We start from the raw sequence: 23,247 nt of genomic DNA, 5'->3' as shown, positions 1-23,247 counted from the left end.
GCGCGATGCCCAGCACGCCCGCGCCCGCCACCCCCCAGGACCCCGCGACCCTGGACGGCCTGCACCGCGCCGTCCTGGACTGGTACGCCGCCGAGGCGCGCGACCTGCCCTGGCGCGAGCCCGGCTGCTCGCCGTGGGGGGTGCTCGTCAGCGAGGTGATGCTCCAGCAGACGCCGGTGGCGCGGGTGCTGCCGCGCTGGCGCGAGTGGCTGCAGCGCTGGCCGACGCCCGCGGCGCTGGCCGCCGACGCGCCCGGGGAGGCGGTGCGCGCCTGGGACCGGCTCGGCTACCCGCGCCGGGCGCTGCGCCTGCACGCCGCCGCCACGGCCCTGACCGCCGAGCACGGCGGCGAGGTGCCCGAGGACCACGCCGCGCTGCTGGCGCTGCCCGGCGTGGGCGCCTACACCGCCGCGGCCGTGGCCGCCTTCGCCTTCCGCCGCCGGCACGCCGTCGTCGACACCAACGTCCGGCGCGTGCAGGCGCGCGCGGTCGGCGGCGCCGCCGAGCCCGCGCCCGCCCTGACGGCCGGTGAGACCCGCCTGGCCGAGGCGCTGCTGCCGCAGGACCCGGCCACGGCGGCGCGCTGGTCGGTGGGGGTCATGGAGCTGGGGGCGCTGGTGTGCACGGCCCGCTCCCCGCGCTGCCCGGCCTGCCCGCTGCTGGACCGCTGCGCGTGGGTGGCCGCCGGGCGCCCCGCGCACGACGGCCCGGCCAAGCGGGTGCAGCGCTGGGCCGGCACCGACCGGCAGGTGCGCGGGCGGCTGCTGGCGGTGCTGCGCGCCGCCGACGGCCCCGTGGGCGCGGGCGAGCTGGAGGCGGCCTGGACCACCGACGCGGCCCAGCGCGCGCGCTGCCTGGACGGCCTGGTCGCCGACGGGCTCGTCGAGCCCCTGGCGGACGGGCGCTTCGCGCTGCCCTCCTCCTGACGGCGCCGCTCCCCCGCCCGCGCGGGCGGGCTCCGGCGAGCGGGGCTCACAGGGGGCGCAGCACCTCCAGGCGGCGCAGCACCTCGGCGACCACCGCGTCGGGTCCGCCCAGGGTGGAGACGCGGAAGCCCGGCTCGTCCGGCTGCAGGTCCTCCAGGGTGGCCAGCTGGCTGCGCAGCAGCGAGGCGGGCATGTAGTGCCCGGTGCGGTGCGCCAGGCGCTCGGCCAGGACGTCCTCGGGCACCACGAGCTCGCAGAAGCGCACCGCCGGGCGGCCCTCGGCCAGCAGGTCGCGGTAGGAGCGCTTGAGCGCGGAGCAGGTGACGACCACCGAGCGCCCCAGCGCCTCGCGCTCGCCGATCCAGGCGCCCACGGCGCGCAGCCACGGCCAGCGGTCCTCGTCCTGCAGCGGGGTCCCCGAGCGCATCTTCGCCACGTTGGCCGGCGGGTGGAAGTCGTCGCCCTCGGCGAACTCCCAGCCGCGCCGCTGCGCGACGCCGCGGGCCACGGTGGTCTTGCCGCTGCCGGAGACGCCCATGACGACGAGCGCGACCGGGCCGGCGGCGGGCTCGGCGGCGGGCTCGGCGGTGGGGCCGGTGGGGCCGGTGGGGTCGGGGGTGCTCAGGGCGCTGCCTCCTCGAGCTCGGCCGCGGCGGCGATCCGCAGCATCCGGGTGTTGCCGAGCGTGTTGGGCTTGACCCTGGCCAGGTCCAGGAACTCCGCCACGCCCTCGTCGTGCGAGCGCAGCATCTCCGCGTACACCTGCGGCTCCACCGGGGTGCCGTCGATCTCGTGGAAGCCGTGCGCGGCGAAGAAGGCGGTCTCGAAGGTCAGGCAGAACAGCCGGCGCACGCCGAGGTCGGCGGCGCGGGCGAGCAGGGCCTCGAGCAGCAGGTGCCCGACCCCGCGCCCGCGCACCGAGGGGTCCACGGCCAGGGTGCGCACCTCGGCGAGGTCCTCCCACAGCACGTGCACCGCGCCGCAGCCCACGACGCGGGTGCCGCCGGGCGCGGCGGGGTCGTCGACCTCGGCGACGACGAACTCCTGCACCGACTCGTAGAGGGTGATCAGCTCCTTGGCCAGCAGGATGCGCCGGCGCGCGTACTCCTCCACGAGCTCGCGCACCGCCGGCACGTCGGCGGTGCGCGCCGGCCGGACGCGTGGGGTGCCGCTCACAGCGCCGATCCTGGCAGAGGCGGCCGGGCCCGGCCCCGCCGGGTGACGCGGGCGGGGACGACGACGGCCCGGCACCCCCCGCGGGGGTGCCGGGCCGTCGTGGTCGTGCGTCAGGCCGTCACTGGCCGTCGGCGGACTTGTCCAGCGAGAGCGTGACCGGCACGTCCTCCTTGCTGGTGCCCTCGAAGGTGAACTTCGCCTCCGCGCCCTCACCCTCGGTGTCCACCGAGACGATCTGGCCGGTGCGCAGCTCCCCGAAGAGGATCTTCTCGGACAGCACGTCCTCGATCTCGCGCTGGATGGTGCGGCGCAGCGGCCGCGCGCCCAGCACGGGGTCGTACCCGCGCGTCGCCAGCAGCCTCTTGGCGGACGGGGTGAGCTCGATGCCCATGTCCTTGTCCTTGAGGCGGTCGTCCACCCGCTTCACGAACAGGTCGACGATCTGGACGATCTCGTCCTGCGTGAGCTGCGGGAAGACGACGATGTCGTCGACGCGGTTGAGGAACTCGGGGCGGAAGTGCTGCTTGAGCTCGTCGTTGACCTTGGCCTTCATGCGGTCGTAGTTGGTCTGGACGGTCTGGCTGCCCGCCGCGAAACCGGTGCCGACGCCCTTGGAGATGTCCCGGGTGCCGAGGTTGGTGGTCATGATGATCACGGTGTTCTTGAAGTCCACCACGCGGCCCTGCGAGTCGGTCAGGCGACCGTCCTCGAGGATCTGCAGCAGCGAGTTGAAGATGTCCGGATGGGCCTTCTCCACCTCGTCGAACAGCACGACCGAGAACGGCTTGCGGCGCACCTTCTCGGTGAGCTGGCCGCCCTCCTCGTAGCCGACGTAGCCGGGCGGGGAGCCGAACAGCCGCGAGACGGTGTGCTTCTCGGAGAACTCGCTCATGTCGAGCTGGATGAGCGAGTCCTCGTCGCCGAAGAGGAACTCCGCCAGCGCCTTGGCCAGCTCGGTCTTCCCGACGCCGGTGGGGCCGGCGAAGATGAACGAGCCACCGGGGCGCTTGGGGTCCTTCAGGCCGGCGCGGGTGCGCCGGATGGCCTGGGACAGCGCCTTGATCGCGTCGTTCTGGCCGATGACGCGCTTGTGGAGCTCGGCCTCCATGTTGAGCAGGCGCGTGGACTCCTCCTCGGTCAGCCGGACGACCGGGATGCCCGTGGCCGTGGCCAGGACCTCCGCGATCAGCTCCTCGTCGACCTCGGCGATGACGTCCATGTCGCCGGACTTCCACTGCTTCTCGCGCTCGCCCTTCTGCGCCAGGAGCTTCTTCTCCTTGTCGCGCAGCGAGGCCGCCTTCTCGAAGTCCTGCGCGTCGATCGCGGACTCCTTCTCGCGGCGCACGTCGGCGATGCGCTCGTCGAACTCGCGCAGGTCCGGCGGAGCGGTCATGCGGCGGATGCGCAGGCGCGCGCCCGCCTCGTCGATGAGGTCGATCGCCTTGTCGGGCAGGTAGCGGTCGTTGACGTAGCGGTCGGCCAGCGTCGCGGCCGCCACCAGCGCGGCGTCCGTGATGGAGACGCGGTGGTGCGCCTCGTAGCGGTCGCGCAGGCCCTTGAGGATCTCGATGGCGTGCGGGAGCGTGGGCTCGGGGACCTGGATGGGCTGGAAGCGCCGCTCCAGGGCCGGGTCCTTCTCGATGTGCTTGCGGAACTCGTCCAGCGTGGTGGCGCCGACGGTCTGCAGCTCGCCGCGGGCCAGCATGGGCTTGAGGATGCTGGCGGCGTCGATGGCGCCCTCGGCGGCACCCGCACCCACGAGGGTGTGGATCTCGTCGATGAACAGGATGATGTCGCCGCGGGTGCGGATCTCCTTGAGGACCTTGCGCAGCCGCTCCTCGAAGTCGCCGCGGTAGCGGGAGCCCGCCACGAGCGCGCCGAGGTCGAGGGTGTAGATCTGCTTGTCCTTGAGAGTCTCGGGCACCTCACCGCGCACGACGGACTGCGCCAGGCCCTCGACGACGGCGGTCTTGCCGACGCCGGGCTCGCCGATGAGGATCGGGTTGTTCTTGGTGCGCCGGGACAGGACCTGCATGACGCGCTCGATCTGCGGGTCGCGGCCGATGACCGGGTCCAGCTTGCCCTCGCGGGCGGCCTGGGTGAGGTTGCGGCCGAACTGGTCCAGGACCAGGGAGCCGGAGGGGGTGCCCTCCTGCGGCCCGCCGGCGGTGGCGGGCTCCTTGCCCTGGTAGCCCGAGAGGAGCTGGATGACCTGCTGGCGCACGCGGTTGAGGTCGGCGCCGAGCTTCACGAGGACCTGGGCGGCGACGCCCTCGCCCTCGCGGATGAGGCCGAGCAGGATGTGCTCGGTCCCGATGTAGTTGTGGCCGAGCTGCAGCGCCTCGCGCAGGGACAGCTCGAGCACCTTCTTGGCGCGGGGGGTGAAGGGGATGTGACCGGACGGGGCCTGCTGGCCCTGGCCGATGATCTCCTGGACCTGCTCGCGGACCGCGTCCAGGGAGATGCCCAGCGACTCGAGGGCCTTGGCGGCGACGCCTTCGCCCTCGTGGATCAGGCCGAGCAGGATGTGCTCGGTCCCGATGTAGTTGTGGTTGAGCATCCGGGCCTCTTCTTGGGCCAGGACGACGACCCGTCGGGCGCGGTCGGTGAACCTCTCGAACATGCGGCGCTCCTCGCGGGTGGTCGGGTCCTCGGGGGGCTGTCCCCCACGGACCACTCCGATGCTAGACCCGGGCCACGACACCTTCACCCCGTCCGCGTCGCCGCGGGCGTCCGTGAGGGGGTCGCGACCCCGTCTCCTGGACCAACCTGCGCCCGGGAGGTGCTGTTCCGCCAGGTCGTTCGCTGCTGGCGTACCCTCCCCGGCCCCCTCCCGGTCCCCCCTGGCCCCTCCCCGGCCCCTCCCCGGCCCACCCGTCAGCGGCGCCCGCCCGCCGGCCCCGCGTGGGCGGTCAGGTGCGCGCGGGTCTCGGCCAGCGGGGGCAGGTGCCCGGTGCCGCCGCGCCCCCGCAGGGACAGCGACGCGGCCGCGCACCCCAGCCGCACCGCCGTCACCACGTCGTCGCCCAGCGCCAGGCGGGCCGCGACGGTGCCGACGAGGGTGTCGCCCGCGCCGGTCTGGTCCACCAGCGCCGGCGGCGGCAGCGGCGGCACGTGCAGCGGGCCGGAGCCGTCGTCGAGCAGCACCCCGTCGGCGCCGCGGGTGACCGCCGCGACCCGCGCGCCGAGCGCGCGCACCCGGCGCGCGCCCTCCACCGGGTCGTCCGTGCCCAGCAGCGCCGAGGTCTCCCCCGGGCAGGCGGGGGTGACGACCTCCGCGTGGGGTGCCACGCGCGCCAGCGCGGCGGCGGCGTCCTGCGCGCTCGTCAGGCGCGGGCGGAAGTTCGGGTCGTACACGAAGCGGCGCGCGCGCCGGGCGGCGTGCTCGACCGCGGCGGCGGCGGAGGCGGACACGGCCGCGGCGATGCCCCCGGCCAGCACCACGCCGGCGTCCTGCACCCGGGCGGCGTCCACGTCGGCCGGTTCCAGGGTGGAGCCGGCGCTGCCGCGGCGCACGTAGACGAACTCGCGCTGCCCGCTCGGGTCCGCGGCGACGAAGTACACCCCGTGCTGGCCCGGCACGCGCCGCAGCAGCTCGGTGCTCACCCCCAGGGCGGCGACCCGCTGCTCCAGGGCAGCGCCGAGCTCGTCGTCGGCCACGCGCGCCAGCAGCGCCGTGCGCGCCCCGGCCGCGGCGGCCGCGGCGGCGGCGTTGAGCGCGTCGCCGGAGAAGCCCAGGCGCAGCTCGGCGCCGTCGTGCAGGTCGCCGGGGGCGGACAGCTCCACGAGCACCTCCCCCAGGACCAGGACGTCGAAGGTGCTCACGCGCGCCCGTCCCCGGCGCCGCGGGTGCGGGCCAGCAGCTCGCGCACCCGCTCGCCCACGTCGCCCGGGGCGGTCAGGTCCGAGCCGATGCCCACCGCGACCGCCCCGGCGGCCAGCCACTGCGGCACGTCCTCCAGGCGCACCCCGCCGGTGGGCACGAGGTGCGCGCCGGGCAGCACCGCCAGCAGGGAGCGCACGTATGCGGGCCCGCCCAGGTGGGCGGGGAACACCTTCGCCGGGCCGCGCGAGACCGCGTCGGCCACCTCCGCGGGGGTGCAGCCGCCCTCGAGGAAGGCGGCCCCGGCGGCGGCGGCCACGGGCCGCACGTGCGGGGCCGGCCACGGGCTGACGAGGAAGCGCGCCCCCGCCGCCAGCGCCCGCTCGGCGTCGGCGGCGGTGGTGACCGTGCCGACGCCGACCACCGCGTCCGGGTGCTCGGCCCGCACGGCCCGCACCGCCTCGTCCCAGCCGGGCGTCGTCGCCGTCAGCTCCAGCACGCGCAGCCCCGCCCCGACCAGGCGCGCGGACAGGGCCACGGCCTCCTCGGCGCTGGACAGGCGCAGCACCGGCAGCAGCGGGACGGGGCGCAGGGCCTCGATCAGCCCGGCGGCGCCCAGGGCCGGGGCGGGAGCGGTCACGGCGGGGTCCTCCACGGGTGCGGCCGGCGACGGGACGGCGGTGGCGGTCCCGACGGGCGAGCCCGTGGACCGTCACCCTCGAGCCGGTCCGCGCGCTCCTCGTGCGCACAGCCTGCGGAGGTCCGCGATCACGGTCAAGGCCCCGCGCGGCCCCTCCTCGTGCTCGCACGCCCCGCCCCGCGAGGCTCAGACGTCCCGGCTCCTCAGGGCCGCGGCCCCCAGCCCCAGCAGGACGGCCACCCAGGCGGCGAAGACCGCCAGGCCGGCCCCGACGCCGAGGAACTCGGCCTGCTGCGGCACCGTCGTGACGTTGGTGACGGTGTTGCTGAACCAGTAGGCGCGCACCTCCTCCCCGCCCCAGGACTCCGGCAGGGCCATCAGCAGCAGCGGCACCACGAAGATCGCGGCCACGACCGTGCAGATGGCGCCCGCGGAGTTGCGCAGCAGCGCCCCCAGCCCCAGGCCGGCCAGCGCGAAGCCCACGACCATCGCCACGTGGCCGAGCACGGCCCGCAGCACGCCGTCGTCGCCGATCGAGGCGCCGGCGTCCTGGGTGTCCAGCACCGCCTGGCCGACGAAGAAGGCCGCGAAGACGGCCAGCCCGGCGACGACGGCCACCGACACCGCCAGGACCAGGGCCTTGGCCGCGTACACGCCCAGGCGCCCGGGGGCGGTGGTGAAGGAGGTGCGCACCATGCCGGTGGAGTACTCCCCGGCGATCACGATGACGCCGACGGCGGCCAGGGCCAGGCTGGCCAGCTGCGCGCCCTGCAGGGAGGCGCCGGTGGCGTCGATGCCGGGCGGGCCGGGCGTGCGCCCGGCGCCGGGGTCGGCCAGCGAGGAGGCCACCGCCCACGACAGCAGCGCGCCCAGGCCGACGATCGCCACGACGGAGACCAGCATGGTCGTCACCACGGAGCGCACGCTCCAGAACTTGATCCACTCCGAGCGCAGCAGGCCCGCGAAGGTCACCCGGTGCTCGGTGGGCACGTACTGCGGCACGGGTGCGCCCGGGGCGCTGCGCTCGGTCGTCGCGCTGCTCACCGCGACACCTCCTCGGCGACGGGCCGGGCGCGCTCGGCGCTGACCGGCGGCGGGACGGCGGCGGACCCGTCGGCGGGTCCGGTGGTGGGCCCGGTGCCGGGTCCGGTGGTGAGCCCGGTGCCGGGCGCGTGGGCCTGGTACTCCAGGGCGCCGGCGGTCAGCTCCATGAACGCGTCCTCCAGGGAGGCCTTGACGGTGGTCAGCTCGTGCAGGGCGACGCCGCGCGCGGCCGCCGCGTCGCCGATGCGCTCGGCGCTGAGCTCGCGCACGTCGAAGGAGCCGTCCTCGAGCGGGCGCAGCGTGCCGCCGGCCGCGCGCACCAGCTCCGTCAGCTCCTCCACCTGCGGGGAGCGCACGACCACCCCGCGCGGCTGCACCCGGTCGACGAAGGACTGCACGCTCTCGTCGGCGATGAGCCGGCCGCGGCCGATGACGACCAGGTGGTGCGCCGTCAGCGCCATCTCGCTCATCAGGTGCGAGGAGACGAAGACCGCCCGGCCCTGCGCGGCGAGGTCCTTCATGAGGTTGCGGATCCACAGGATGCCGTCGGGGTCCAGGCCGTTGACGGGCTCGTCGAACATCACGGTCGACGGGTCGCCCAGCAGCGCGGAGGCGATGCCCAGGCGCTGGCCCATGCCCAGGGAGAAGCCGCCGGCGCGCTTGGAGGCCACCTCGCGCAGGCCCACGAGGTCGATCACCTCGTCCACGCGCCGGCGCGGGATCCCGGCGGTGGCGGCCATCGCCCGCAGGTGGTTCAGCGCCGAGCGGCCGGTGTGCACGGCCTTGGCGTCCAGCAGGGCGCCGATCGCGGAGAGCGGGGCGCGGTGCTCGGCGAAGGGGCGCCCGTCGACGAGGACGTGCCCGGCGGTGGGGCGGTCCAGGCCCAGGACCATCCGCATGGTGGTGGACTTGCCCGAGCCGTTGGGACCGAGGAAGCCCGTGACGATGCCGGGCCGGACGGTGAAGCTGAGGTCGTGCACGGCCACCTTCTTGCCGTACACCTTGCGCAGGCCGACCGCTTCGATCATGAGCGGGCCCTCCCTGGTGGTCGTGAGCGGGACGGCCCCGAGCCTGCCGCACCGCGCGGCGCGGCGGCATCGGTCGACCGGGTGGGCAGGGGTCCGCCAGGGGGCGCGCCCGCGCGGGCGCGGCGTCAGCCCGCGGAGTGCGCGTCGTCGTACGCGCGCAGCACGTCGGCCGAGATGCGGCCGCGGTCGGAGACGGTGTAGCCGTTCTCCTTCGCCCAGGTGCGCACGGCGCCGGTGTCGCGCGAGGGGCCCGAGGGGGCGGCCTGGCGGGAGGCGCCCGAGCGGCCGCCGGCGCGGCGCGGCGCGCCGGAGGAGCGGCCGGCGACCTTGCGCGCGTGGCCCACCCAGGTCGCCAGCGACTCGCGCAGGGCGCCGGCGTGCTCCTCGGACAGGTCGATCTCGTAGTCGACGCCGTCGAGCGAGAACGTCAGCGTCTCCGCGGCGTCCCCGCCGTCGATGTCGTCGACGAGCAGGACCTGGACCCTCTGAGCCATCGGTGGGCACCCTTTCGGGATCGATTCCGCGCGCGGCGCGCAGGAATGCGGCCGCCACGGCAGTCTGGCGCCTTTCCCGCATTCCTGTCAAAAAGGCCGGGAAGGCTCCTCAGGAAGCGCCGCCCTCGCGCGAGGCCCTTTCCTGCTCGTGCCGCGCGCGCGCCGCGGCGGCCGCGGCGCGCTCGCGGCGGTCGGCGTGCAGGATCGAGCGCATCAGCAGCAGGAAGAGCACGAGCAGACCCGCGGGGGGCAGCAGCGCGGCGAGGGCGTCCACGACCCCAGGGTACGTCCGGCGGCGGCGCCGGCCCCGCGGGAGCCGGCGGGCCGCCGCGGGGCGCTCAGCGGGGCTTGACCAGCGGGAAGGTGATGGTCTCGCGGATGCCCAGGCCCGTCAGGGCCATGAGCAGGCGGTCCACGCCCATGCCCATGCCGCCGCACGGCGGCATGCCGTGCTCCTGCGCCTGCAGGAAGTCCTCGTCGACGCGCATGGCCTCGTCGTCGCCCAGGGCGGCCAGGCGGGCCTGCTCGGTGAAGCGCGCTCGCTGCACCACCGGGTCGACCAGCTCCGAGTAGCCGGTGGCCAGCTCGAAACCGCGCACGTACAGGTCCCACTTCTCCACCACGCCGGGCAGCGCGCGGTGCGCGCGCACCAGCGGCGACGTTTCCACCGGGAAGTCGCGCACGAACGTCGGGGATTGCAGGGAATCGGCCACGCAGTGCTCCCACAGCTCCTCGACGAGCTTTCCGTGGGTCCAGCGCGCGGTGTCCACCGCGATCCCCAGCCGTTCCGCGACGGCGACGAGGTGCTCGCGGGGGGTGCCGGGGGTGACCTCCTCGCCCAGCGAGGACGACAGGGAGGGGTACATCGAGATCGAGGCCCACTCCCCGCCCACGTCGTACTGCGAGCCGTCGGCCAGGGTGACCACCTGCGTGCCGAAGGCCTCCTGCGCCGCGGTCTGCACCAGCGTGCGGGTCAGCTCGCCGATGGAGTCGTAGTCGCCCCACGCCTGGTACGCCTCGAGCATCGCGAACTCCGGCGAGTGCGTGGAGTCCGCGCCCTCGTTGCGGAAGTTGCGGTTGATCTCGAAGACGCGCTCGATGCCGCCGACGACGCAGCGCTTGAGGAACAGCTCGGGGGCGATGCGCAGGTACAGGTCGGTGTCGAAGGCGTTCGAGCGGGTGACGAACGGCCGGGCGCTGGCGCCGCCGTGCAGGGTCTGCAGCATCGGCGTCTCGACCTCGAGGAACCCGCGCTCCTCCAGCGTGCGCCGCAGGGAGCGCACCACGGCCGAGCGCGCGCGCACGGTGGTGCGGGCCTGCTCGCGCACGATGAGGTCCACGGAGCGCTGGCGCACGCGCGCCTCCTCCGACATCTCCTTGTGCAGCACCGGCAGCGGGCGCAGCGCCTTGGCCGCCATCAGCCAGGAGCCGGCCATCACCGAGAGCTCGCCGCGCTTGGAGGAGACCACCCGGCCGCGCACGAAGACGACGTCGCCGAGGTCGACGTCGGCCTTCCACGCCGCCAGCGCGTCCTCGCCGACGCCGTCGCGCGAGAGCATCGCCTGCAGGCGGGTGCCGTCGCCCTCCTGCAGGGTGGCGAAGACGAGCTTGCCGGTACCGCGCAGGAACACCACGCGGCCGGTCACGCCCACGACGTCGTCGGTCTCCTCGCCGGGCTGCAGGTGCGCCCAGCCCTCGCGCACCTGCGCCAGGGAGTGGGTGCGCGGCACGGAGACGGGGTAGGCCTCCCCGCCGGCGGCCAGGATGCGCTCGCGCTTCTCGCGGCGGACCCGCACCTGCTCGGGCAGGTCCTCGAACCCCTCGTCGCCCCCCGCGTCCACCGACCGTCCCTGCTGCTCGCTCACGCCGCAAGGCTATCCGCGCGCCGCGGGCGCCCCGGACCGGACAGCGGTGCTGCGGTCCGGGACCGGCGCGCCGCGCCGGCGGCGCCGACGCGCCGCGGGGCGCCGCCGGTGTGCAGCACCGCTGTCCGCCTGTGGACGGGGACGTCCGGGCAGCGCGCAGGTGCACGAACCTGTGCCGCGTGGAACCCGTGAGCGCGCTCGAACGGCTGGGGGGAGCCGCGCGGGCGCACGGCCTGGACCTGCTGCAGCCGCCCGCCGAGCCCCACGTGCGCTGCGCGCGCGGCAGCCGGCTGGAACGGCCCCGCACGGTGGTGCACCGGCGCGGGCGCCCCGCCGGGGAACGGGTCGTCGACGTGCTGACCACCGTGCTGGACTGCGCGCGGTGCCTGGACCTGCCCGACGCGGTCGCCGTGTGCGACAGCGCGCTGCGCCGGGGCCTGCTCACCGCGGAGGACCTCTCCGCGGCCGTGGGGCACCTCGGCCGCGGGGACCCGCGCGCACGCCTGGCCGCGCACGCCGACGCGCGGTCGGACTCGCTGCTGGAGTCGGTGGTCCGCGTGGAGCTGCGGCTGCGCGGGCTGCCGGTGCGGGTGCAGGTGGCGCACGAGGGCGTCGGCCGCGTCGACCTGCTCGTGGGCGGCTGGCTCGTCGTGGAGCTGGACGGCTTCGCCTTCCACGCCGACCGGGCCGGTTTCCGCGAGGACCGGCGGCGCGACGTGGAGCTGGCCCGGCGGGGCCGGGTGGTGCTGCGGTTCACGTACGAGGACGTGCTGCGCCGCCGCGAGCGGCTCGTCGACGCGGTGGTCGACGTGCTCGCCGCGGGCCGGCCGCTGTCCGCTCAGCCCTCCCCGCGGCCGACGACGAGGGGCACGTTGTCGATGAGGCGGGTGGCGCCGACGCGGGCGGCCACGGCCAGCAGGGCCTCGCCGCGGTGGTGCTCGGGCACGTCGGCGAGGTCGTGCGGGTCCACCAGGGCCAGGTAGTCCACGCGCGCGGCGGGCTCGGCGACCAGCACGTCGCGCGCGGCGCGGCGCACCGCGCTGGGCCCCTCGGCGGCCGCGGCCGCGCCGGCGGCCAGCGCGCGCTGCAGCACCAGCGCCACCTCCCGGTCGAAGGGGGTCAGGTAGCGGTTGCGGCTGGACATCGCCAGCCCGTCGGGCTCGCGCACCGTGGGCACGGCGACGACCTCCACGCCGAGGTCGAGGTCGCGCACCATGCGGCGCACCAGCAGCAGCTGCTGGGCGTCCTTCTGCCCGAACAGCGCCACGTCCGGGCGCGTCAGGTGCAGCAGCTTGGCGACGACGGTGAGCACGCCGTCGAAGTGGCCGGGGCGGCTGGCGCCCTCCAGGACCGAGCCCAGCGGCCCGGCGCTGACCCGCACGCCCGGCTCGCCGTCGGGGTAGACCACGTCCGGGGCGGGGGCGAAGACGAGGTCGGCGCCGTGGGAGGCGGCCAGCTCCAGGTCCGCGTCCAGGGTGCGCGGGTAGCGCGCCAGGTCCTCCCCCGGCCCGAACTGCAGCGGGTTGAGGAAGACGGTCACCACCACGGAGGCGGCGCGCTCGCGGGCGCGGGCGACGAGGGTGGCGTGCCCGGCGTGCAGCGCCCCCATCGTCATGACGACCGCGACGGGCCCCTCCAGCCGCGCCCGGGCGGCGCTCAGCTCGGCGCGCGTGCGCGCCACGGCCATCTCAGCCACGGTCCTGCTCCTCACCTCGCCGGGCGGCGCCCGCCCGGGACTCCTCGACGGCCGCGCGCACGGCCCGCGCGGCCGGTGCCGGCAGCCGCCCCGCGGCGGCGGCGCGGTCGGCGGCCACCAGGGCCAGCTGCGCGTACGCGGCGGCGGTGCCCTCCCCCGCGCGCTCGGCGAGCACCCGCAGGTGCGCGGCCACGGTGCCGGCGTCGCCGCGCGCGACGGGCCCGGTCAGGGCGGCGTCGCCGGCGCCCAGCGCGTTGTCCAGGGCGGCGCCCAGCAGGGGGCGCAGCACGTCCGCGGCGGCGTCGCCCACGACGGCGCGCGCGGCCTCCAGCGCCTGCGCGACGAGGGTGACCAGGTGGTTCGCGCCGTGCGCCAGCGCCGCGTGGTACAGCGGGCGGTCGCCCTCCGCCACGGGCACCGGCACCGCGCCCCACTCGCGCACCAGGGCGTCGGCGAGGGGCAGCAGCAGCGGCGCCGCGGTGACGGCGACGGCGGCCCCGCGCAGGCGGGTCAGGTCCAGCGAGGTGCCGGTGAACGTCATGGCCGGGTGCAGCGCGGCGGCCAGGGCCCCCGCGGCGGTCAGGGGCGCCAGCACCGCCGTTCCGTGCAGGCCGCAGGTGTGCACGACGAGCTGCCCGGGCCGGGCGGAGCCGGCCAGCTCGGCGGCCAGCGGGGCCAGGGCGTCGTCGGGCACGGCCAGCAGCACGAGGTCGGCGGCCATCGCCCGCGCCGGCTCGACCCACGGCACGCCCGGCAGCAGGGCCTCGACGCGCTCGGCGGCGCTGCGGGTGCGCGCGGCGACGCCGGTGACGCGGTGCCCGGCGGCGCGCAGCGCGGCGCCGAGCACCGGGCCGACGCGGCCGGCGCCCACGACGGCGACGTCGAGGCGCCCGGCGGAGTCCACCGCGGAACCCTAACCGGTGCCGCACGCGCGGAACCCGCCGCGGTCGGGCACGACCGCGGCGGGTTCCGGGTGCCGCGCGAGGGGTGGCCGGCGGCTCAGCGGGCCAGGATCGCCGCCTGCTCGGCGCGCAGGGCGTCGATGAGGCGACCCTCGGGCAGGACGACGTCCGCGTAGGTGAGGACCTCGTCCTTCTTCACGTCGCGCGTGAGGACGCAGCCCTCCGCAACGCCCATCGGCAGCAGGTCCTGCGCCTTCGTCACGTCGTAGCGCTCGGCCACGCCGAAGGTGTCGTAGCCGCCGAGGCGGTCGATCGTCCTGCCCGCCGCCAGGTCGGTCTTGGCGGTGGTGACGACCTCGACGGTGACGGTGTCGCCGGGGACGATGGCCGCGTCGCGGAAGAGCACCGCGCGCGCCACGGTCAGCGGCACCTCGAAGTGGCACAGGTGGTACGGCGTGTAGAACGAGTACAGCGGGCCCTCGCCGAGCTTGTACAGGTTCAGGTAGTGCTGCTGCTTGGGGTCGTCGTGGGTGCCCAGGACGTACACGCCCGGGCCGGGCTTGGCGCCGACGACGTAGTCCACGACGCCGCCGAGCTCCTTGAGCCGCTCGACGTCGTACTTCCCGGTCAGCTCGTCGACGTGCCCGTGGTGGTCGGCGCCGCGCATGCCGCGCCGCTCCACGGTGAACCCGGCCGCGTTGGCGACGAGGGCCTGCTCGAACGACACCTTGGTGCCGTCGGCGAAGCTCGTCACCATGTACGGGTCCTGGCCCCACTTCCTCGCGAACCCCTCCTGGGTGGTGGGGTTGCGGTACTCGTCCTGCAGGCCCTTGATGTTGCCGGCCACCAGCGGGGTGACGCCGATGGAGCGCACGAAGCGCAGCAGGTTCATCTGCACGCCGGGCTGGTCGCCGTCGGCGCCGGTGTAGACGACGCCGGCCTTCTCGGCGCGCGTGCGCAGCGCCAGGCCGGCGGTGCCGTCGACCTCGGCGTTGAGCAGCACGACGTGCTTGCCGGCCTCGATGGCCCGCACGACGACGTGGGCGCCGTACTCGGTGTTGCCGGTGGCCTCGATGACGGCCTCGACCTGGCCGGCGTCGACGACCGCCTCGTAGGAGGCGGAGACGACGGGCGTGCCGGCGGAGATGGCCCGCTCGACCGCGGCGGCGTCGTCGGCCTCGACCACGCCGGTGACCCCGGCCTGCTCGTAGGCGTCGCGCGCCTTGGACACGGTGCGGTTGGCGATGGCCACGAGGTCCATGCCGGGCACGGAGTTCACCACCTGGTTGACCACGCCGCGGCCCATGAACCCGGCGCCGACGAGCGCGACGCGGATCGGGCGGCCCTCGGCCTGGCGCTGCTTCAGGGCGTTGTCGACGATGATCACGACAGCACCGCCCCGTCGGCCAGGAGCGTCCAGCTCTTGTCCTTCTCGCTGATGACGGCCACGTCGCGCGCCCACGGCAGGGCGAGGTCCGGGTCGTCGTAGCGCAGGCCGCGCTCGGTGCCCGGGGTGTACTTCTGGCTCACCTGGTACACGACCTCGGCGCCGTCGGTCAGCGTGAGGTAGCCGTGCGCGAAGTAGGGCGGAACGTACAGCGCGCGCCGGTTCTCGGCCGTCAGCTCCACGGCCACGTGCTTCAGGTACGTCGGCGAGCCCTGGCGCAGGTCGACGATGACGTCCTGGATCGCGCCGGCGGTGCAGCGCACCAGCTTGGCCTCCGGGGCGGGGTCGACCTGGGTGTGCATGCCGCGCAGCGTGCCCGCCAGGTGGTTGTACGACAGGTTGCACTGCTCGACGGCGGGCACCAGCCCGGCCGCCTCGAACTCGTCGCGGCAGAAGGTGCGGGCGAAGAACCCGCGCTCGTCGGCGCGCTCCTCGAGGTCGACGATCGCGACGCCCTCGACGTCGGTGGTGCTGATCCTCACTTGGCCGAACCCTCCGCCCCGGCGAAGTGCCGCCAGAACAGGTCCTTGTCGAGCTGCTCGGTCCTGATGAGGTGCTCCAGCTGCTTGAGGCGGGTGTGGCCGCGGCCCTTGAAGGTGGCCTCGTCCAGGTCGATCGCCCGGAAGACCTCGACGAGCTGGGCGGCGCCCTTGTCGGCGTCCCAGTCGCAGGAGAAGCCGGGCAGCGCGTCGTGGATCTTGTCGAAGTTCACCTTGTAGCTGCGGTTGTCGCCGTTGCTCTGCCCGAAGGTGATGCGCGCCTCGGGCAGCGCGCGCCCGACGGCCTCGGCGATCTCGCGCACGCGGTAGATCTGCTTGGAGTCGCCGACGTTGAAGACCTGGTTGTGGATCGCCTCGCGCGGGGCGTCGAGCACGGCGCGGATGGACTTGGCGATGTCCAGGCCGTGCACGAGCGGGCGCCAGGGCGAGCCGTCGGAGGTCATCGCGATCTCGCCGGTGGTGTACGCCAGGCCCGCGAGGTTGTTGAGCACGATGTCGAAGCGCTGGCGCGGCGAGGCGCCGTAGGCGGTGGCGTTGCGCATGAACACCGGCGAGAAGTCGTCGTCGGCCAGCGGGGCGACGTCGCGCTCGACCAGCGCCTTGCACTCGGCGTAGGCGGTCTGCGGGTTCACCGGCGAGGTCTCGTCGACGGTGTCCTCGGCCACGCCGTACACCGAGCAGCTCGACATGTAGACGAAGCGCTGCACGCCGGCGGCCTTGGCGATCTCGGCCAGGCGCACCGAGCCCTTGTGGTTGACCGTGAAGGTCACGTCGGGGATGAGCTCGCCGAGCGGGTCGTTGGACAGCTCCGCCATGTGGACCACGGCGTCGGCGCCGGCGAGGTCCTCGGCGGTGACGTGGCGGATGTCCTTCGCCAGCGTCTCTACGGAGGCGGAGACGCCGTTGTAGAGCCAGCCGTTGCGGTAGTACCCGGTGTCGATGCCCACCACGGAGTGGCCGGCGTCGAGCAGGGTGGGGGCGAGCAGGCAGCCGAGGTAGCCCTCGGTGCCGGTGACGACGATCTTCACAGCGGTTCTCCGGTTCCTCGCGCGATCAGTCTTCCCAGATCTTCCACGGCGCCTTGCCGGAGTCCCAGAGCTTGTTGAACTCGGTCCACTCGCGGAAGGTGTCCATGCCCAGCCAGTAGCCCTCGTGCTGGGAGACCGTCAGCTGGCCGTCGCGCGCCACGGTCTGCAGCGGCTTCTGCTCGAGCATCATGTCCGGGTCGTCCTCGAGGTACTTGTCCGCGAACGCGCGGTCGAAGACGAAGAAGCCGCCGTTGACCCAGCCGTCGGCCAGGGTGGGCTTCTCGTTGAACTCGGTGACGGTGTCGCCGGTGACGTGCATCTCGCCGTAGCGCGAGCTCGGGTGCACGGCGGTGACGGTGGCCATGCGGCCGGCGGCCTCGTGGTCGCGCAGGGTCTTGGTGATGTCGACGTCGCCGAGGCCGTCGCCGTAGGTCAGGAGGAACTTGTCGGCGGTCAGGTGCTGCTCGACGCGCTTGATGCGGGCGGCCGTCGCGGTGGTCAGGCCGGTCTCGACGAAGGTGATCTCCCAGTCCTCCTGCACACCGTTGGTGTGGTAGGTCGGGGCGTCCTGCGAGGAGAGGTCGAGCGTGAAGTCGCCGGCGTTGATCCGGTAGTCCAGGAAGTACCTCTTGATGAGGTCGCTCTTGTAGCCCAGGCACAGCACGAACTTGCGGAAGCCGTGGGCGCTGTAGAGCTTCATGATGTGCCACAGGATGGGCCGGCCGCCGATGTCGACCAGGGGCTTGGGCAGCTTCTCGCTGGCCTCGCGCAGCCGGGTGCCCATGCCTCCGCAGAGGATGACCACCGGGATCTCGGACACGGGCGTCGCAGCGCTCATGGACAGTCGTTCCCTCACTCGATCCGACGTCGGCCGGCTGCCGCCGGGGGCGGAGCCGTGGACAGGTGGGGGCCGCACTCGGAAGACGCTCACCGGCCGCGGATCGAACCCCCCACGAATTCGCGCCACCGGTCCCCCGTCGAGGTGCGAGCCGAGGCTACTACAGGGGTTCGAGCACGGAGCGTGATAAGCGGCCCCCGGGCGCGAGACAGCCCGTCCGGGCGCACCCCGGCACGCTTTTGCTACGCACAGCGATGAAACGGTGACTGGGAGGTGCCGGGGTGGTGGAGGCGCCGCGCGGCGGCACCCCGGGGGCCTAGGCTCGGGCCGTGGGCCGCTTCGAGAACGTCGCCACGCTCGCCCGCCCGTTCGCGGGCTCGGTGGCGGTCGACCTCGCCTGCGGCACGGGGCGCACCACCCGCGCCCTGCTCGACGCCGGCCCGCGCCTGGTGCACGCCGTCGACGTCGGCTCCACCCTCGACGACGACCTCCTGCTCGACGCCCGGGTGCGCGCCCACATCGCGGACCTGTCCGACCTGCCGCTGGACGACGGCGCCGCCGACGTGGCGGTCTCGCTCAACGCGGTGGAGCACCTGCGCGACGTCGACGCGCACCTGGCCGAGGTGCACCGGGTGCTGCGCCCCGGCGGCACGGCCGTGCTGGCCCACTCCGACTGGGACACCGCCCTGTTCACCAGCGACGACGACGCCCTGACCCGCACCCTGCTGGACCGCTTCGTCGCGCACGCGCCCGCCGGGGGCTCGCCCGTGGACGGCTTCGCCGGGCGCAAGCTGCTGCGGCACGCCGCCCGCAGCCCCTTCGCGGTGGAGTCGGTGCACTCCTGGGCCGACCCGCACCGGCGCTTCGACGAGGGCTCGGTGGCTTGGAAGGTCGCCACCGGCGTGCTCGCCGCCGTCGCCGACGACCCGCAGCTGGCCGCGCGCGCCGCCGGCTGGATCGAGGGCCTGCGCCGCAGCGCGCGCGCCGGGGAGTTCCTCTTCACCGTCACCGACGTCGCGGTCGTCCTGCGCAAGGACTGACCGCCGCGGCGGGTGCCGGTGCGGTGCCGGTGCGGGGCAGGCGCGGTGCCGGTGGGCCGGCGTCCCGGTGGCGGCACCGCGGAGCCCGCGAGAGCGTTCCGTCAGCAGGGGTCCCCCGCCGCGGGGACCGCACGGCACGACACGAGGAGGCGGGTGCAGTGGCCGCAGGGCTGCTCGGCAAGGTGACGAAGTTCCTCTCCACGCCCCAGGGGCGCCGGCTGACGCAGGAGGCGCTGCGGCGCGCGCAGGTCGCCGCCAAGGACCCCGCGACGCGCCGCAGGATCGACGCCGCGGTCGGCCAGCTGCGCCGGCGCGGCACGGGCGGCGCCCCGCGCTGAGCGCGGGGCCGGGCGGGCGCGCTCAGGCCGGGGCGCTCCCGGTCATCCAGCGCTCGGGCCCGGCGCCGGCGCGCGCGGCCCGCGCCCGGGCGGACTGCTCGGCCAGCAGCCGCGCCGCGGCCTGCGCCGCGAGGTGGTCCACGCGCGGGCTGACCGGGCCCGGCGTGGAGTGCAGCGCGACGCTGGCCAGGCCCAGGCGCCGCTGCAGCGGGCCCTGCTCCAGGCCCAGGCTCTGCGTGCGCGCGTGCGGCACCACGTCCAGGCGGCGGGTCAGGCGCCCGCTGCGGGCGAGGAAGGCGTGCGCGGTGACGCGGTGGCCGCCGCGGCGCCAGCCCACCGGGTCCAGCCACCGCGCCGCGCGCGGCAGCGGCGCGAAGCCGCCCTCGCCGTCGCGCCCGTCCAGGCCGGCGCGCACCGCCGCCGCCAGGTCGTCCCCGCCGGCGGGCACGGCGGGCATCACGACGACCAGCAGCCGCGCCAGCTCCTCGCCGGTGCCCACCGGCAGCACGGTGGTGGCCTCCTGCCCGCCCTCGCCCGGCCCGGTGGCGTAGCCGGCCACGTTGACCTGCACGCGCCACCAGCCGGGGCGGCGCCACAGCAGCGGCTGGGTGATGCGCAGCGCCTGCACCCGGCCCGGCGGCACGGTCTGCGAGCGCTGCTCGAGCAGCCCGTGCGTCAGGCGCACCCCGTCGGGCGACTGCGCGACCGTGAAGTTGAAGCCGCGGCTGAAGCGCTGCCACACGGCCGAGCCGACGCCCAGGGCGCCGGGCAGGGCCGCGGCCAGCGGGGCGGCGCTGCGCCCCAGCACGCTGCCGGTGACCAGGCCGGCCGCGGCCAGCACGACGGCCACGCTGCCCCACGAGAGCAGCGTGGCGGCCACGAGCCGGCCCGGCGGCACGTGCAGCACCCGCCGGTGCGGGGCCTCGGGGGCGCTGAGGGTGCCGGTGGCGTCGCGCTCCACGCGCACCCCGGCGGCCGCGGCCAGCAGCGCGTTGCGCACCCGCTGGGCCTCCTCCTCGCGCAGGTACGCCAGCGAGACCTTGCTGCCGCTGCCGCCGGCGACCTCCAGGCGCAGCTCGGCCAGCCCGAACAGGCGCCCCAGCAGCGGGCGCACCACGTCGACGGCCTGCAGGCGGTCCAGCTGGGCGCGCCGCTCCTGGCGCCAGAGCACGCCGCGCTCGACGTGCACCGCGTCGGCGTCGACGCGGTAGCGGGTGCGCCGCCAGGCCAGGGCGCTGTAGGCGGCGCCGACGACGGCGAGCACCAGCAGGCCGCCGACCAGCGCCAGCGCCAGCACCCAGCCCTCGACGTCGGCGCGCAGCAGGTCGTCGGCGTTCTGCACGACGGCGAACGCCAGGACGGCCGCGACGATCTTCCACGCGCGCAGCACGGGCGTGACCGGGTGCAGGCGTCGCCAGCCGGGGTCGGCCAGCACGGCGCGGGTGGGGGCGTCCAGGTGCGCGGCGGCGCCGGGGCCGACCGCTCCCAGCGCCGGCCCGGGCTCGTCCCCGGGGCCGGGCGCACCGGGTGCGCCGGGTGCGCCGGGTGCGCCGGGTGCGCCGGGTGCGTCGCTCACAGGCCCGCCAGCCGGGCCTGGCCGCGCTCGGCCAGCCGGTCGCGCAGGCGGGCGGCCTCGTGCGGCGGCAGGCCGGGGATGGCGGCGTCGGTGTCGGAGGAGGCCGTGTGCAGCTGCACCTTCGCCAGCCCGAAGCGGCGGTCCACCGGACCGGCCTCGACGTCGACGTACTGCAGCCGCCCGTAGGGCACGACCACCAGGGAGCGGAAGAGCAGGCCGTGGCGCACCAGCAGGTCCTCGTCGCGCTCGGCGTAGCCCCAGGCGGGCACCTGCCGCCCGCTGAGCCACCACCCCCACGCCCACAGCAGCACCACGAGCGCCGCGGCCAGCGCGATCCACCACGTCAGCAGCGCCGCCAGCACCAGCAGCACCAGCACCACCGGTGCCGCGGTGAGGGTGCCGGCGGTGCGCTGGGAGGTCACCAGCCGCGGCGAGACGCGCCGCCACGTCACGCCCGGCGGGTCGAAGGGGTCCACCGGGGCCTCCACCGGGCCGTCGGCCGCCGCGCGGGCGCCCCCGCGCCCGCCGGCGTCCCCGCTCGCGTCGCCCCCGCCGGCACCGTGCTCCACGGGGCCAGCGTGCCAGACGCGTTGCGCCGCGCGGCCGGGTCCGCGAGGCTCCCGGGGTGGTGGACGAGGGTGGGTACGCAGCGGGCCCGGCGGACAGGGCGGACGAGGAGCCGGCCATCCGCTTCGAGGGGGTCGGCAAGCGCTACCGCGACGGCACCGAGGCGGTGCGCGAGCTGACGATGGACGTGCGCCGCGGCGAGCTCGTCGCGCTGGTGGGCCCCAGCGGGTGCGGCAAGTCCACGATCCTGCGCATGGTCAACCGGCTGGTGGAGCCCACCAGCGGCCGGGTGCTCGTCGACGGCCGCGACACCGCCCACGTCGACGCGGTGGAGCTGCGCCGCGGCATCGGCTACGTCATCCAGGCCGGCGGGCTGCTGCCGCACCGCTCGGTGCGCGACAACGTCGCCACGGTGCCCAAGCTGCTCGGCTGGGACGCCCCGGCGCGCCGGCGCCGCGCCGACGAGCTGCTGGAGCTGGTGGGCCTGGACCCGGCCGTGCACGGGCGGCGCTACCCCGCCGAGCTGTCCGGCGGGCAGCAGCAGCGCGTGGGCGTCGCGCGCGCCCTGGCGGCCGACCCGCCCGTGCTGCTGCTGGACGAGCCGTTCGGCGCGGTGGACCCGGTGGTGCGCGACCGGCTGCAGGCGGAGTTCCGCCGGCTGCAGACCGAGCTGGGCAAGACGGCGCTGTTCGTCACCCACGACCTCGACGAGGCCGTGCGCATGGCCGACCGCATCGCGGTGCTGTCCACCGGCGGGCACCTGGAGCAGCACGCCTCCCCGGCGGAGCTGCTGTCGGAGCCGGCCACCGACTTCGTCGTGGAGTTCGTCGGCTCCGACCGCGGGCTGCGCCGCCTGGCGGTGACCCCGATCCGCCCCGAGGACCTCGAGGCGCCCCCGGTGCTGGCGCCCGGCGACGGCGTGGCCTACGCGTCCACGGCGCTGGAGGTGGACGGGCGCTCGTGGGGCGTCGTGCTGGAGGGCGAGGAGCGCCGGCTGGTGGGCTGGGTGCCGCGCGGGGCCCTGACGGAGGCGATGCGGCGCGGCGACCGGGCCGGGCGGGTGCGCGACTGGACGCAGCCGTTCCCGGTGGCGGTGCAGCGGGCGGAGACGATGCGCACCGCCTTCTCCACCCTGCTGGCGCAGGACCTGCGCTTCCTGCCGGTGCTGGAGGGCGAGGAGTACCTGGGGGTGCTCACCGCCGAGGTGGTGCACACCGCGCTGCGCGGCGTGCCGGTCGCGCAGGGCGCGGACGGCGGCGTGGCCGCCCGGTGACCCGCCCGTGAGGGCGCTGCGCCGGGCGGCGCTGCTGTACGGCGCCGCCGCGACCGCGCTGCTGGGCGCCGTGGCCGTGCTGGGCGACGGCACCGCCACGACGTACGCGGCCGCGCTGGTGGCGTCGTGGTGGCTGGCGCCGGCGCTGGTGGTGGTGCCGGTGGCCGTGGCGCTGCGGGCGTGGACGGTGCTGGCCTCGGTGCTGGTGCCCGCCGTGGCGGCCGGGGCGCTGCTGGGCCCGTACGCGCTGCCCGGGCGCGGCGGCGGCGCGGCGGACCTGCGGGTCGCGGCGTTCAACACCTCCGGCTGGTACGGGCTGGGCGCGCTGGACGAGCTCGTCGGGCGCCACGCGCCCGACGTGCTGCTGCTGCAGGAGGTCACCGGCACCTCGCGCCGGCAGCTGGAGGGGGCGCACCCGCGCTACCGGCACCGCTGGCACGGCTCGCTGAGCGCCGCGGCCGGCACCCCCGGCGTCGACGACGGCGACGCGGTGTGGTCCACGCTGCCGATCGTCGCGGTCGAGCCGGTGACGGGTCTGCCGCGGGGCGCGCGCCCCGGCGCGGTGGTGGTGCTCGACGCGCGCCCGCTGGGCGGGCCGGCGCGGCTGGCGGTGCTCTCGGTGCACCTGGCCTCCCCGTGCCTGGCCTGCACCCCGTCGGGGCGGCGGGCCAACCCCGCCGGCGGCACCGGGGAGGCCGCGCGCACCCGCGTGGCCGAGGCGCGCCGCTACGCGGCGGTGGTGCGCGAGCTGGCGCGGCGCGGGCCGGTCGTGCTGGGCGGGGACCTGAACTCCTCCGACCTCAACGAGCCGCTGCGGGTGCTCACCGGCGACGGCCCCGGCGGCGGCGGGCTCACCGACGTGCACCGCGCGGTGGGCACCCGCCCGCAGTTCACGCGCGGGGCCGGGCCGGGCTTCGCGCGCGTGGACGCGGTGCTGGTCGCCGGGCTGGAGCCGGTCGCCGACGCCGAGGGCGAGGCCGGCGGCAGCACCCACTCCCCCGTGGTGGCCGACCTGCGCTGGCGCCGCTGACGCGCCCCCGGGGCGC

23 protein-coding genes and 1 pseudogene are annotated in these 23,247 nt (G+C 76.1%); 6 read left to right on the top strand and 18 right to left on the bottom strand.

Annotated features, from left to right (window positions below; all coding sequences use genetic code 11):
- Positions 1–5 precede the first annotated feature (5 nt).
- Positions 6–926 carry an HhH-GPD family protein gene (locus tag ACRYMN_RS03000; RefSeq protein WP_432491819.1) on the top strand — a complete coding sequence of 307 codons (921 nt, stop codon included), beginning with the start codon at positions 6–8 and terminating at the stop codon, positions 924–926.
- Positions 927–972: 46 nt separating this feature from the next.
- On the opposite strand, the gene ACRYMN_RS02995 is transcribed toward ACRYMN_RS03000, so the two are convergent.
- The 10 genes from ACRYMN_RS02995 to lysS all read right to left on the bottom strand — a co-directional run bounded on the left by ACRYMN_RS02995 (position 973) and on the right by lysS (position 10,996).
- Positions 973–1,464, bottom strand: a complete 492-nt coding sequence (locus tag ACRYMN_RS02995) for a gluconokinase (protein WP_432491817.1) — start codon at positions 1,462–1,464, stop codon at positions 973–975.
- A gap of 83 nt (positions 1,465–1,547) precedes the next feature.
- On the bottom strand, positions 1,548–2,102 hold the full coding sequence (locus ACRYMN_RS02990; RefSeq protein WP_432491815.1) for an amino-acid N-acetyltransferase: 555 nt from the start codon (positions 2,100–2,102) through the stop codon (positions 1,548–1,550).
- A 118-nt stretch (positions 2,103–2,220) separates the two neighbouring features.
- Positions 2,221–4,725, bottom strand: a complete 2,505-nt coding sequence (locus ACRYMN_RS02985; protein WP_432491813.1) for an ATP-dependent Clp protease ATP-binding subunit — start codon at positions 4,723–4,725, stop codon at positions 2,221–2,223.
- A 254-nt stretch (positions 4,726–4,979) separates the two neighbouring features.
- Complete coding sequence (locus tag ACRYMN_RS02980; RefSeq protein WP_432491811.1) at positions 4,980–5,927, bottom strand: carbohydrate kinase family protein; 948 nt, start codon at positions 5,925–5,927, stop codon at positions 4,980–4,982.
- On the bottom strand, positions 5,924–6,565 hold the full coding sequence (locus ACRYMN_RS02975; RefSeq protein ID WP_432491809.1) for a bifunctional 4-hydroxy-2-oxoglutarate aldolase/2-dehydro-3-deoxy-phosphogluconate aldolase: 642 nt from the start codon (positions 6,563–6,565) through the stop codon (positions 5,924–5,926). Before ACRYMN_RS02975 ends, ACRYMN_RS02980 begins: the two co-directional genes overlap by 4 nt.
- Before the next feature lie 186 nt (positions 6,566–6,751).
- Positions 6,752–7,609, bottom strand: coding sequence for an ABC transporter permease (locus tag ACRYMN_RS02970; RefSeq protein ID WP_432491807.1), 858 nt, complete (start codon positions 7,607–7,609; stop codon positions 6,752–6,754).
- Complete coding sequence (locus ACRYMN_RS02965; RefSeq protein ID WP_432491805.1) at positions 7,606–8,637, bottom strand: ABC transporter ATP-binding protein; 1,032 nt, start codon at positions 8,635–8,637, stop codon at positions 7,606–7,608. The genes ACRYMN_RS02970 and ACRYMN_RS02965 overlap by 4 nt, the downstream gene beginning before the upstream one ends.
- 125 nt (positions 8,638–8,762) lie before the next feature.
- Positions 8,763–9,131, bottom strand: coding sequence for a histone-like nucleoid-structuring protein Lsr2 (locus ACRYMN_RS02960; RefSeq protein WP_432491803.1), 369 nt, complete (start codon positions 9,129–9,131; stop codon positions 8,763–8,765).
- A 109-nt stretch (positions 9,132–9,240) separates the two neighbouring features.
- Positions 9,241–9,405 (bottom strand): hypothetical protein, encoded by a 165-nt coding sequence (locus ACRYMN_RS02955; protein ID WP_432491801.1) that lies wholly within the window; start codon positions 9,403–9,405, stop codon positions 9,241–9,243.
- 64 nt (positions 9,406–9,469) lie between these two features.
- Positions 9,470–10,996, bottom strand: a complete 1,527-nt coding sequence (lysS, locus tag ACRYMN_RS02950) for a lysine--tRNA ligase (protein ID WP_432491799.1) — start codon at positions 10,994–10,996, stop codon at positions 9,470–9,472.
- 110 nt (positions 10,997–11,106) lie between these two features.
- On the opposite strand from lysS, the pseudogene ACRYMN_RS02945 reads away from it, so the two are divergent.
- Positions 11,107–11,751 (top strand): annotated as a pseudogene (locus tag ACRYMN_RS02945) (endonuclease domain-containing protein); the annotation flags it as partial.
- Positions 11,752–11,834: 83 nt separating this feature from the next.
- On the opposite strand, the gene panC reads toward ACRYMN_RS02945, so the two are convergent.
- The 6 genes from panC to rfbF form a co-directional block, all read right to left on the bottom strand.
- On the bottom strand, positions 11,835–12,683 hold the full coding sequence (gene panC / locus ACRYMN_RS02940; RefSeq protein WP_432491881.1) for a pantoate--beta-alanine ligase: 849 nt from the start codon (positions 12,681–12,683) through the stop codon (positions 11,835–11,837).
- 1 nt (position 12,684) lies between these two features.
- Complete coding sequence (locus tag ACRYMN_RS02935) at positions 12,685–13,596, bottom strand: Rossmann-like and DUF2520 domain-containing protein (RefSeq protein WP_432491797.1); 912 nt, start codon at positions 13,594–13,596, stop codon at positions 12,685–12,687.
- A gap of 95 nt (positions 13,597–13,691) precedes the next feature.
- A complete protein-coding gene (locus tag ACRYMN_RS02930) occupies positions 13,692–14,981 on the bottom strand; it encodes an NAD(P)H-dependent oxidoreductase (protein WP_432491795.1) in 1,290 nt (429 codons plus the stop codon).
- Positions 14,978–15,523, bottom strand: coding sequence for a dTDP-4-dehydrorhamnose 3,5-epimerase (gene rfbC / locus ACRYMN_RS02925; protein WP_432491793.1), 546 nt, complete (start codon positions 15,521–15,523; stop codon positions 14,978–14,980). The genes ACRYMN_RS02930 and rfbC overlap by 4 nt, the downstream gene beginning before the upstream one ends.
- Complete coding sequence (locus ACRYMN_RS02920) at positions 15,520–16,569, bottom strand: NAD-dependent epimerase/dehydratase family protein (protein WP_432491791.1); 1,050 nt, start codon at positions 16,567–16,569, stop codon at positions 15,520–15,522. Before ACRYMN_RS02920 ends, rfbC begins: the two co-directional genes overlap by 4 nt.
- Before the next feature lie 25 nt (positions 16,570–16,594).
- On the bottom strand, positions 16,595–17,407 hold the full coding sequence (gene rfbF / locus ACRYMN_RS02915) for a glucose-1-phosphate cytidylyltransferase (protein ID WP_432491789.1): 813 nt from the start codon (positions 17,405–17,407) through the stop codon (positions 16,595–16,597).
- Positions 17,408–17,736: 329 nt separating this feature from the next.
- Between rfbF and ACRYMN_RS02910 the strand changes: the two genes are divergently transcribed.
- Together ACRYMN_RS02910 and ACRYMN_RS02905 are read left to right on the top strand one after the other, a co-directional pair.
- Positions 17,737–18,447 carry a methyltransferase domain-containing protein gene (locus ACRYMN_RS02910; RefSeq protein ID WP_432491787.1) on the top strand — a complete coding sequence of 237 codons (711 nt, stop codon included), beginning with the start codon at positions 17,737–17,739 and terminating at the stop codon, positions 18,445–18,447.
- A gap of 158 nt (positions 18,448–18,605) precedes the next feature.
- On the top strand, positions 18,606–18,785 hold the full coding sequence (locus ACRYMN_RS02905) for a hypothetical protein (RefSeq protein WP_432491785.1): 180 nt from the start codon (positions 18,606–18,608) through the stop codon (positions 18,783–18,785).
- A gap of 22 nt (positions 18,786–18,807) precedes the next feature.
- Here the strand turns inward: ACRYMN_RS02905 and ACRYMN_RS02900 are convergent, their stop codons facing one another.
- Together ACRYMN_RS02900 and ACRYMN_RS02895 are read right to left on the bottom strand one after the other, a co-directional pair.
- The gene (locus tag ACRYMN_RS02900) at positions 18,808–20,361 is read right to left on the bottom strand and encodes a PH domain-containing protein (RefSeq protein ID WP_432491783.1); all 1,554 of its coding nucleotides are present in this window, start codon (positions 20,359–20,361) and stop codon (positions 18,808–18,810) included.
- Positions 20,358–20,930, bottom strand: coding sequence for a PH domain-containing protein (locus ACRYMN_RS02895; protein ID WP_432491781.1), 573 nt, complete (start codon positions 20,928–20,930; stop codon positions 20,358–20,360). The genes ACRYMN_RS02900 and ACRYMN_RS02895 overlap by 4 nt, the downstream gene beginning before the upstream one ends.
- Before the next feature lie 56 nt (positions 20,931–20,986).
- On the opposite strand from ACRYMN_RS02895, the gene ACRYMN_RS02890 reads away from it, so the two are divergent.
- Positions 20,987–22,201 (top strand): ABC transporter ATP-binding protein, encoded by a 1,215-nt coding sequence (locus tag ACRYMN_RS02890; RefSeq protein ID WP_432491779.1) that lies wholly within the window; start codon positions 20,987–20,989, stop codon positions 22,199–22,201.
- 7 nt (positions 22,202–22,208) lie between these two features.
- Positions 22,209–23,231 (top strand): endonuclease/exonuclease/phosphatase family protein, encoded by a 1,023-nt coding sequence (locus tag ACRYMN_RS02885; protein ID WP_432491777.1) that lies wholly within the window; start codon positions 22,209–22,211, stop codon positions 23,229–23,231.
- Positions 23,232–23,247 lie beyond the last annotated feature (16 nt).

The organism is Kineococcus gypseus (assembly GCF_050871305.1).
Classification (GTDB): domain Bacteria; phylum Actinomycetota; class Actinomycetes; order Actinomycetales; family Kineococcaceae; genus Kineococcus; species Kineococcus gypseus.
This window is presented reverse-complemented; position numbering and strand designations above follow the sequence as displayed.